Below are 9,383 nucleotides of genomic sequence, written 5' to 3' on the forward strand. Positions count from 1 at the left end.
TAGCTGTTGGCACCGCGTCGTCTGTTGGCCACTGCCTGACGGAATTACCGAGGCGGGCGACCTGGCGCAGCGTGGCTTTCATTTCCAGGACCGACCGCTGCCCGCTTCGGCTCACGCCGGGGCGGGCTTTTTTGTATTTCCGATCGGCCATTGCTGAGCGGCATTCGAGCTGACCGGTCTCGTCATCGCCCGTTGTCACAAGCAAGTTAATCATGTCGGTTATGCATAATGATTATTGTTAATTTTTGATTGAAGCACCGAAAATACATAAAGACTTGAGGGGATGAAGCGCTCATATATTGTTAAGCAAGAGGTAGACCACAGAAGACGGAAGCCATCTCCATCATCAAACGGGAATAGCTTTCATGAACAAGTTCACTGTTATTTTCGCCGCTGTTGCAGTTGCATCGTCCGTTGGAGCCGCCGAGGCGGGTTGTGGGTGCGGAGGTTCGGGCGGCTGGGGAGGCAATTCGGGCAGCCTGATCAATGTTTCGCCGTCCATCGACCTTGGCAAGATCACCGCGCTGAACGACGTGCTCAGCGGCAACAACATCCTGAGCGGCAATGTCCTTTCAGGCATTCTGAACGGCAACAAGACCAATATCGTCGGTGGCGTTCTGAGCGGGCTCGGCGTCAACCTGCTGGGCGGCAAAAGCTACAGTCTGGGCAAGCGCCACTAAGTTCGGCGCTGCATCTAACCATCGAAGACAACCCAAAATAGCCCGTTCCGGTGCGCCGGGCGGGCTATTTTTGCGTGTCGGGCCGATCAAGCGAGGATGTTGACCGCGCGTGCCGCGACCAGCGCGATGGTCAGCAGCGAGATCATGGCCTCGGCCATCATCAGCAGCTTGGCGCGCTGGGAAAGTGGCAAGGTGTCGGTGGGCGAAAACGCGGTCGCATTGGTGAAGGCGAGGAAGAAATAATCGACGAAGCCGGGCAGCCAATCTTGGAGTTCACGGTCGTTCAACGTCATCTGCGCGAACAGGAAATCGGCCTGCGCAAGCTTGACCAGACCGCAGGTCGGCGGCCCGCCGCGATCGGTGCTCCAGAACCACAAGGCAAAGACGATGACGTTGGTAACCCAGATGTTGAGTGCGTCGATCAGCAGGGTCGTGCCGCTGTTGCCGGCATGGCCCTCCAGCAAGGCATGCACCAGCAGGACCAGCGAACCGCAATTCATGATGCTGATGATGGCGGTCATGGTCAGGGCTGTTCTGCGGATCATGACCCGAAACTGGCCGATCGCATGCCACTCGTGGTCCTCGACCGCCTTCCGGGTGGCGGCCTGTGTCCAGGCGGTGGCCACCGACAAGGGCAGCAGCAGGGCGGCTTCCAGCGCGGGCGCCAGCCAGCGCGGCCCGAATGAGAGATTGTTGATGACCAGAAGCTGCAGGCAGATGATGACGAGAACGGCCGCACGGGCCATCCAGAAATCGAGCGCACGGTAGTGAATGACGGCATGGTGGTGGCGCATTTTTCAAATCCTGGATGCTTTTCTGAGGACGGGAGCCGGTCAGGCTTGGGCGACGCCTGCCGCGATCACGCCCAATGCGCCATGCCCCGGCATGTTCAGGGTGCCGCGGGATGGCGTGTTCCATTGTTGTCTTGCTGGCATGTGATGACGGGAGAGGCGGCATGGTGGCGCGAAACTCTGCCTCAATCTTGGTTTTGCCGTGGTCGCCCAAGTATACATTTTCGTAAGCTTCGAGTTCTGGGCTGTTCGAAAAACCGTCCGGCGTGATTTATCCACCGCATGACGCGAATCGACGGACCCATCAACGGTTGGCTGCCTGTCGGCAGTTCTGTTCCAGGCGACTGGCGGCAGTCGTCGATCTGGCCAGGGCTGACGCGCTATCCAGAAGCCGGCCTGGCGCTTTTATGCCTGACACAGATCCTGTGCTGGACCGTGGCGCCCGCGCTTGTCGACGTGTCACCGCCCAACGATGTCGTCGAAGGCTTCATGTGGGGCCGCGAATGGGTGCTGTTGACCTACAAGCATCCACAGCTTCCCGGCTGGCTGCTCGAGATCAGCCATCTTCTGACCGGATCGTTCCGCTGGCCGCAATATCTCGTGGCTCAGCTAACGATCTCGGCCACTTTCGTGCTAGTCTATCTGCTGGCCCGCGACATGCTCGGGCGAACCCGCGCGCTGGCCGCCGTGCTTCTGATGCCGTCGCTCTATTTCTTCGGCTGGCCGACCCCACAGTTCAATCATGACTACGCGCAGATGCCCTTCTGGGCCGCTATCTGCTGGCTGTTGTGGCGTGCGGGCCGTGGTGGTGGGCCGGGCTGGTGGCTGGCGCTCGGGCTGGTGTCGGGCGTCGGGCTCTATGCCAAGCTTTCCACCGGCTTATTATTGCTTTTCGGGGCGATCTGGCTGCTGTCGGACACACGCGCACGCAGTCGGCTCGCCACGCCCTGGCCATGGCTTGGGCTCGCGGTTTTCGGCGCTGTCGCCGCTCCACTGGCCGCCGAACTCTGCCGCGTCGATTTCCTGCCGCTGACCTATGCCGCCTGGCGCGATCAGTGGGTGGTGGCCCATCGCTCCCGCTTTTATTATATCGGCGTCCAGATGGCCGGGCTCTGCGGCTTTCTTCTGGTGCTGGCGATATCAGGGCTGCTGCGGCGCTCGCCCGCGCCGCAAAAGCCCGTCGGGCGCGGCACGCTGGTCTATCTCTTGTGGATGGGGGTTGGCCCGGCGATCCTCGTCATGGTGGCGTCCCTGTTCACCGGCGCCGGCGAGGCCTGGGGCGCGCCGATGTACAATCTTGCTGGCGTTGTGGCGCTCGCCTTGCTGGGCCATCGCCTCGGCGCCATCGAGATGCGAAAGCTGGCGATCTGCGCGCTCATCTCCATTGTCGGCATATCCGGTGCCTATGCGGGCATCCGCTGGACGAAATGCAATCTGCGTGGGCGCATGGACGCCGTCTGCTGGCCGGCGCAAAAGATCTCGGATGAGGCAGAGGCTGTCTGGCACGCTGCGACGCCCGATCGGCTCGACATCGTCGGCGGCCATGCCCTTATTGCGCCGCTGGCGGGCCTCAATGCCTATGACAAGCCGTCGATCTTCACCGAACTGAACATGCAGTACGCCCCCTGGATCACCAAGGAGCGGCTGCGCGAGCATGGCATATTGCTGGTCTGGCCCGGGCGCGATGTGCCATCTTATCTGCAGGCGTGGGTGGGCGACATCCCGGTCAAAATCGTTCTTTTCGACTGGTCGCTCAAGGCACCGCCGGTGGCGATCAGCTTCGCCGCCATTCCGCCTGGCGCGCGGCAGTTGCCGGGTGCTATCGACGGCCTCGCCCGACCGAGCAACTGAAGCAGATCCGCCGGTCCGCTGGACGAAGCAGGTGACAATGCCCATCTATGTCCAGACAAACTTGCCTTTGAGGAGACGTGATATGGCGACTTCGACCGAACGCGCAGTCCTTGCCGGTGGCTGCTTCTGGGGTATGCAGGATTTGATACGGCGCTATCCCGGCGTCATCTCCACCCGTGTCGGCTACAGCGGCGGCGACGTGCCCAACGCCACCTACCGCAACCACGGCACCCATGCCGAAGCCATCGAGATCAATTTCGATCCGGCCATCATAAGCTATCGCACGCTGCTGGAACGCTTTTTCCAGATCCACGATCCGACGACCCGCAACCGCCAGGGCAACGATGTCGGGACGAGTTATCGCTCGGCGATCTATTACACCAGCGACGAACAGAAGCGCATCGCCGAGGACACGATCGCCGATGTCGATGCCTCGGGCCTGTGGCCGGGCAAGGTCGTCACCGAAGTCGCACCCGTTGGCCCCTTCTGGGAAGCCGAGCCCGAGCATCAGGACTATCTGGAGAAATATCCCAACGGATACACCTGCCACTTCGTCAGGCCAGGCTGGAAGCTGCCGGTTCGTGAGAAGGCTGTTTCGTAGGGCTCACAGCTTCCGGTCCTGCCATGCATTGCCGCTCGATGGAGTCGTCGAGCGGCATCATCGCATCCCAAACACCTTCAGTCAGCGCGCCTTGTCGCGTCGGTGAAGCCATCGAGCTCTTCACCAATATCCGAAAGTGCCCTTCGAACGATTGTCTCGACCGTGTCTTGCCGATCGGGATCGAGTAAACGAAGACCTCGTTGGATTGCATCGCGCCAGCTGGCACCGCGATTCCAAGCTTCGGAGAACACCACGGCGAGATCATCTTGCCGGCGGGCAGTTGCCATCGCCTCGACCAGCAAGCTTGCCTGAAGAACATCTTTTTCCCGTTTTGCCGCGCCGTTTGCATTCGCTTGGCGAAGAGAGGCGACAATCAGTTTGTGGACGGCATATCGCTCGGGTGAGGGGACCAGTACCGGGACTCCGGATCGATGCAACAAGACGGTTCTTACGGGTTCGCGGATCAGAAAATCCAGGAACCGCAAGGGTTGTGCCGATGCGCCGCCCAGCGACGGCATCGCGCTCGCGTGGTCGGCGTAGTCGTCGCTACCCCGATTTGGGGTCAGGAATTCGACCTTGTAGCGGGAAGCGTTTTCGAACTGGGTCGTGCGATTGGCATCCGTTCGGTGCGGAATTTCGCGAAACGACGGATCGATATCGCGCAGCACATTCATGATCGGTGGCAGACTGTCGCCCACTTCGACGGAGACCGAGTGAAATTGGGCAAAGTCGGCATCGCCTGTCTGTAGCGCTACCCCCGGCAGCCTTACGCCCAGATATCCGGCGTAGGTCTGGAATGCGACCGTGCCGACAAGTACGCCCCGCAAGCGGAAAAACCCGGCCTTGCCAAGAGCTTCGACGATATCGCCGGTAAATTTTTCCGGCTCCATCAACCCGGCCTCGCGAACAAGCGTCGATACGAGCTTACGACGGCTTTTCAGATCGCTCTTGATTTCCCTGAAGGCGGCGACGCGTTTTGCGATCTCGGGATCGTCGGCCGGACCGACATATCGTCTTGTCGTCTTCGGTCTGGTCTCCTCGAAATACCAGTAGTCGCGGCCTTTTACCGGAACCCGTACGAAATTGCCTGCCGTCGAGAAGTCAGTTTGGAACGAGGCATCCAGGCTTCGTTGCACGAGTTCAGCGAACAGAGTGCGATAAGCAATATCGATCGATTTCATGGCGGCGTCCGACCAGGGTCTTTGCGTTATAAGAAATTTGCAGTTCTCTTATAACTGCGCGCTTCTGCTCCTGGTTTCAAGTGGTTATAAGAAAATTGCGAAAACCTTATAATCGCCCGACCTGTTATCAGAAGCAGCGCCATACACCGCCAGCGGTGCGCGCCTGCGTCGATTTCCTGCGGCATGCGCATACCGGCCGTCAGACGCTGTCCGGCGATTAACGATGCGCCGAAAACCCGCGGAGCATTCGCTCCGCGGGTTTTCGCTCCAATTGGCGACAACTTACTTGCCGCAATGGTTGTCGTTGACTGTCGGCGAAGCCGTGCCCGGCGAGGTGCCGTTGGCATCTGGCTGTGCGCCCTGCGGACCGGCCGGGCAGTTTTCATCCGCGTTGGAATTCATGCCATCGGGCATGCCGGTCGTGCTGTTGGTTATGCCCGGGTCCACAGTGTCCGGCTCGACCGTATTGGGTGAAGCCGGCGTGTTCGGCTCAACCGTCACCGATTTGCCGCTGCCGCCTCCGTTTGCACCGTTATCGTCAGCACTTTGCGCCATGGCTGATGTCGCCAGGCCAATGGTGAGAGCCGAAGCTGCGAGGATTTTCATTGTCTCCATTTCTGTGAACTCGTCGCTCATTCTTACGAAGGTGATCGCATCGCGACTATGGGGACAACCGGTCGCGGCAGTGAAGGTTCCCGACAAAATTCCGCTCAGGCGCACCACGACTGGCGCAATCCTTTTGGCGCAGTGTGCTGAAAAACGGCTTTCCCTTCAACCCGAATGATGCTTTAAGGCGCACATCCACAGGGGTGCTCCGTACGGTCGGGGCTGAGACGGGGGCGGCAAGCCCACAGACCCTAGAAGCTGATCTGGGTAATACCAGCGGAGCGAGGCGGGCGGTGTTTTCAGGCGCACAGATTTCCCTATATCCCATGACCGACGATTTCGTCGGTGTCATCCTTGGCGGGCTTGGCGCGCTCGATCCCTGGCGCGACAAGCTCAGGATCGAGACCGACGACATCTCGACCTTGCTGGTCGGGCCGCCCGAAGTGCTGTTTCCTGCCATGCGCGACCTCTTCGTGGCGGCGGCACGCAGCGGCAAACATTGCGTGTTGTCCGCCACCATCTCGCGCGGCTGCCCTGGCGAGCCGGACGATCCGATCTGCCGCTCCGATGCACTTGGTGGGCCGGTCGGGCCACTCGGCCCGCGCAGGGATGCGGCCATCGCGGCGGTGCGCAATGCTGCTGTCACCGGCCAGCCGGCGGCCGCGCAGTTCTCGCTCTATGTGATGGGCACCGACGACCACATGGACGAGATTTACGGCTGCATCGACTTTCTCAAGCAGTCCGGCGTCTATGAGCGTTCCAAGCATTTCTGCACGAAATTGCGCGGTGATGCCGGTGCGATCTTTTCGGCGCTGGACGAGGCCTTCTGTCGCTTCGGACCAGGCGCCGGCCACGTAACTCTCGACGTCACGGTCTCGGCCAACAGCCCGTCGGCTGTCTGAAGCTGCCGCCGCTTCCGCGCGGCCGTCAAAGGTTATCTCCCGTGGTCTCATCGTCAGTCGCTTCGCGCCGGATCGCGAGCCTTCTTGCCAAGGCAGTGCCGGCCATGGTCTCGGTCGGGTTGCTCCTGCTGGCGTGGGAGCTTTATGCCACCTATTCCGGCATCAAGCCGACGATATTGCCGGCGCCGTCGCGCGTCCTCGAGCAAGCGATGCTCAATCGCGAGGCGTTGGCCAACAACGCCGTTCCGACCATCCGCGCCACGCTACTCGGCTTTGCCTGTTCGCTCAGCGCCGCTTTTGCGCTGTCGATGCTGGTCGACTTCTTCCAGCCGCTGCGCCGCGCGTTGGTTCCCGTCTTCATCGTCAGCCAGACCTTGCCGCTGGTGGCGATCGCGCCGCTGGTGGTGCTGTGGTTCGGCTTCGGACTGGCGCCCAAGATCATGCTGGTGGCGCTGGTCACCTTCTTTCCGATGCTGGTCGCACTGGTCGAGGGCTATGAGTCGACCGAGGCCGAGATCGGCCAAATGCTGCGCGCCATGGGAGCAGGGCGCCGGCGCATCTTCGTGCTGGCGCGGCTGCCTTCAGCACTGCCTTACTTCTTTGCTGGCCTCAGGATCTCCATCACTTATGCCGTGGTCGGCGCCATCTTCGCCGAATATGCCGGTGCCGCGAAGGGGCTGGGCATATACATGCTCAACGCCAAGAACAATTTCCGCCCCGATTTGGTGCTGGCCGCCGTCGGTGTCAGCGCCGCGCTGACACTTGTCCTGTTCGGGTTGACTGTGCTGCTGCAGCGCCTGGCCATGCCCTGGGAGCGAGCCGACAAGGCAATCGCAGGGAAGGGGCCGCGGCGATGAACCGGCTCGAGCTGCGGCATGTGCGCAAGGCGTTCGGCGGGCTCGACGTGCTGGCCGATATTTCGCTCAGCGTCGGCGCCGGTGAATTCGTCTCGATCCTTGGACCTTCGGGCGCCGGAAAATCGACGCTGTTCCAGCTTCTGACCGGCGCCGAGCATGGCGAGGGCGAGATGTTCTTCGACGGCGAGCCGCTCGATGACCACGGCAAGCGCTTTGCCTTCATGCCGCAGCGTGATGCGCTGATGCCTTGGCGGCGCATCCTCGACAACGCGACGCTTGGACTCGAAGTGCAAGGCATCAGGCGCAAGGCGGCGCGGGCGCGCGTCGCGCCGCTGTTTGCCGAGTTCGGGCTTGCCGGCTTCGAGCGACATTTCCCCGGGCAGCTCTCGGGCGGCATGCGCCAGCGCGCGGCCCTGCTGCGCACCGTGGTGCAGCAGCGCGACATGCTGCTGCTCGACGAGCCGTTCGGCGCGCTCGATGCACTGACCCGCACCGCCATGCAGCGCTGGCTCGAACAGATGTGGCGGCATCACCGCTGGACGGCGCTGCTGATCACCCATGACGTGCGCGAAGCCGTGTTCCTGTCCGACCGCGTCTATGTGCTGTCGGCGCGCCCGGCCCGCATCGTGCGTGAAATCAAGGTGCCGCTGCCGCGCCCGCGCAGCCTTGGCGGCCAAGCCGCACGGCAGGCAAGCGCGCTCGAGGCCGAAATCCTCGACATCATCCTCAACCCCAACCCATCCAAAAGGACACGACCATGACTGACTTGACGCGCCGGCAGGCCTTGCTGCTCACGCTTGCCACAGGCCTTCCGCTCGTTGCCGGATCGGGGCGAGCCCAAGCACAATCGGCACAAAAGGTCACCGTTGCCCTCGACTGGACGGTCAACACCAACCACATCGGACTGTTCGTCGCCCGCGACAAGGGCTTCTATCGCGAGGCCGGGCTCGAGGTCGACATCCTGCCTTACAGCGATACCGGTGCGGGCACGCTGGTTGCAAATCGCGTCGCCGATTTCGGCATCAACGGCACCATCAGCCTGTTCACCCAGAGAACCGCCGGAGCGGACCTGAAGGGCGTCTATGCGGTGGTGCAGTCCGAAACCGGCCGCGTGGTCTTCAATGCGGCACGCAACGAGATCGTAAGCCCGAGAAGCCTCGACGGCTTGATCTATGGCGGCTTCGGCAGTGCCTGGGAAAACGCGCTGATATCGACCATCATCCGCCACGACGGCGGCAAGGGCAATTTCGAGACGGTGACGCTCGGCACCTCAGCCTATGAGGCGCTGGCCAATGGGTCGGTCGATTTCACGCTTGAAGTCTCGACGTGGGAGGGTGTCGAAGCCGAGCTCAAGGGCGTCAAGCAGCGCAGCTTCGTCTATGCCGATTATGGCGTGCCTGACGAGCACACGACACTGATCTCTTCGAGCGAAGCCTATCTCCAGGCCAATCCCAAGCCTGCGGCCGACTTCGTTCAGGCGACGCGGCGCGGCTACCAGTTCGCTGTCGACCACCCCGACGATGCGGCAACCCTGCTGATCGCTGCAAACAAGGATGCGTTGACCAATCCGGCGCTGATCCACGCCTCGCTGAAGGCATTGGCCGACGACCATTATCTACGCAGCCAAAGCGGCGCCATCGGGACGATGGATCCGGCTAAGATGGAAGCGATCGGCGACTATCTTTTCGCCTCCGGCATCTTGCGCGATCCCGACGGCAAGCTGGTTGCTCGACGCCCGGATTTCGGGAGCTATTTCCGCAACGACTATCTGAGCTAGTCTGGCAAAACCAAATGACATGGGTCGCCAGTCTTTCTGGGCGACCGCGTGGAGCAGGTCGTCTGGAAGTGGCGCCCTGGCTCGACAGCCAGTTTAAGACCGATCTGATCTTGTTGATTAACTGCCCGGCAATGGTT

At 61.6% G+C, this 9,383-nt stretch carries 11 protein-coding genes and 1 riboswitch; of the genes, 7 read left to right on the top strand and 4 right to left on the bottom strand.

The annotated features are described in order from the left end of the window. A partial coding sequence (locus EN955_RS35185) for a hypothetical protein (protein WP_206523771.1) occupies positions 1–214 on the bottom strand: 214 nt, incomplete at its 3' end. 151 nt (positions 215–365) lie between these two features. Between EN955_RS35185 and EN955_RS32000 the strand changes: the two genes are divergently transcribed. Beyond that, positions 366–680, top strand: a complete 315-nt coding sequence (locus EN955_RS32000) for a hypothetical protein (RefSeq protein WP_024501590.1) — start codon at positions 366–368, stop codon at positions 678–680. A gap of 86 nt (positions 681–766) precedes the next feature. On the opposite strand, the gene EN955_RS32005 is transcribed toward EN955_RS32000, so the two are convergent. After that, positions 767–1,474 (bottom strand): hypothetical protein, encoded by a 708-nt coding sequence (locus tag EN955_RS32005; protein WP_024501589.1) that lies wholly within the window; start codon positions 1,472–1,474, stop codon positions 767–769. 279 nt (positions 1,475–1,753) lie between these two features. On the opposite strand from EN955_RS32005, the gene EN955_RS32010 reads away from it, so the two are divergent. Both EN955_RS32010 and msrA read left to right on the top strand, forming a co-directional pair. Next, positions 1,754–3,322, top strand: a complete 1,569-nt coding sequence (locus tag EN955_RS32010; RefSeq protein WP_032898599.1) for a glycosyltransferase family 39 protein — start codon at positions 1,754–1,756, stop codon at positions 3,320–3,322. A gap of 82 nt (positions 3,323–3,404) precedes the next feature. Further along, positions 3,405–3,923: a peptide-methionine (S)-S-oxide reductase MsrA gene (gene msrA / locus EN955_RS32015; RefSeq protein WP_024501587.1), complete on the top strand. Its 519-nt coding sequence runs from the start codon at positions 3,405–3,407 to the stop codon at positions 3,921–3,923. Positions 3,924–4,000: 77 nt separating this feature from the next. Here msrA and EN955_RS32020 read toward each other — a convergent pair whose 3' ends face one another. Together EN955_RS32020 and EN955_RS32025 are read right to left on the bottom strand one after the other, a co-directional pair. Then, entirely contained in the window at positions 4,001–5,104 is a 1,104-nt protein-coding gene (locus EN955_RS32020) for a GSU2403 family nucleotidyltransferase fold protein (protein ID WP_024501586.1), read from the bottom strand. Between the two features lie 282 nt (positions 5,105–5,386). Then, positions 5,387–5,719: a hypothetical protein gene (locus EN955_RS32025; protein ID WP_024501585.1), complete on the bottom strand. Its 333-nt coding sequence runs from the start codon at positions 5,717–5,719 to the stop codon at positions 5,387–5,389. A gap of 180 nt (positions 5,720–5,899) precedes the next feature. Further along, a riboswitch (TPP riboswitch) is annotated at positions 5,900–6,013 on the top strand. On the opposite strand from EN955_RS32025, the gene EN955_RS32030 reads away from it, so the two are divergent. The 4 genes from EN955_RS32030 (at position 6,004) to EN955_RS32045 (ending at position 9,246) form a co-directional block, all read left to right on the top strand. Continuing rightward, positions 6,004–6,612: a YkoF family thiamine/hydroxymethylpyrimidine-binding protein gene (locus tag EN955_RS32030; RefSeq protein WP_024501584.1), complete on the top strand. Its 609-nt coding sequence runs from the start codon at positions 6,004–6,006 to the stop codon at positions 6,610–6,612. Its footprint overlaps the riboswitch before it by 10 nt. Positions 6,613–6,716: 104 nt before the next feature. Next, positions 6,717–7,469: an ABC transporter permease gene (locus EN955_RS32035; RefSeq protein ID WP_081714197.1), complete on the top strand. Its 753-nt coding sequence runs from the start codon at positions 6,717–6,719 to the stop codon at positions 7,467–7,469. Beyond that, complete coding sequence (locus EN955_RS32040) at positions 7,466–8,230, top strand: ABC transporter ATP-binding protein (protein WP_024501582.1); 765 nt, start codon at positions 7,466–7,468, stop codon at positions 8,228–8,230. Before EN955_RS32035 ends, EN955_RS32040 begins: the two co-directional genes overlap by 4 nt. After that, complete coding sequence (locus EN955_RS32045; protein WP_024501581.1) at positions 8,227–9,246, top strand: ABC transporter substrate-binding protein; 1,020 nt, start codon at positions 8,227–8,229, stop codon at positions 9,244–9,246. Before EN955_RS32040 ends, EN955_RS32045 begins: the two co-directional genes overlap by 4 nt. Positions 9,247–9,383: the final 137 nt, after the last annotated feature.

This window comes from Mesorhizobium sp. M7A.F.Ca.CA.001.04.2.1, from assembly GCF_003998485.1.
Lineage (GTDB): Bacteria > Pseudomonadota > Alphaproteobacteria > Rhizobiales > Rhizobiaceae > Mesorhizobium > Mesorhizobium ciceri.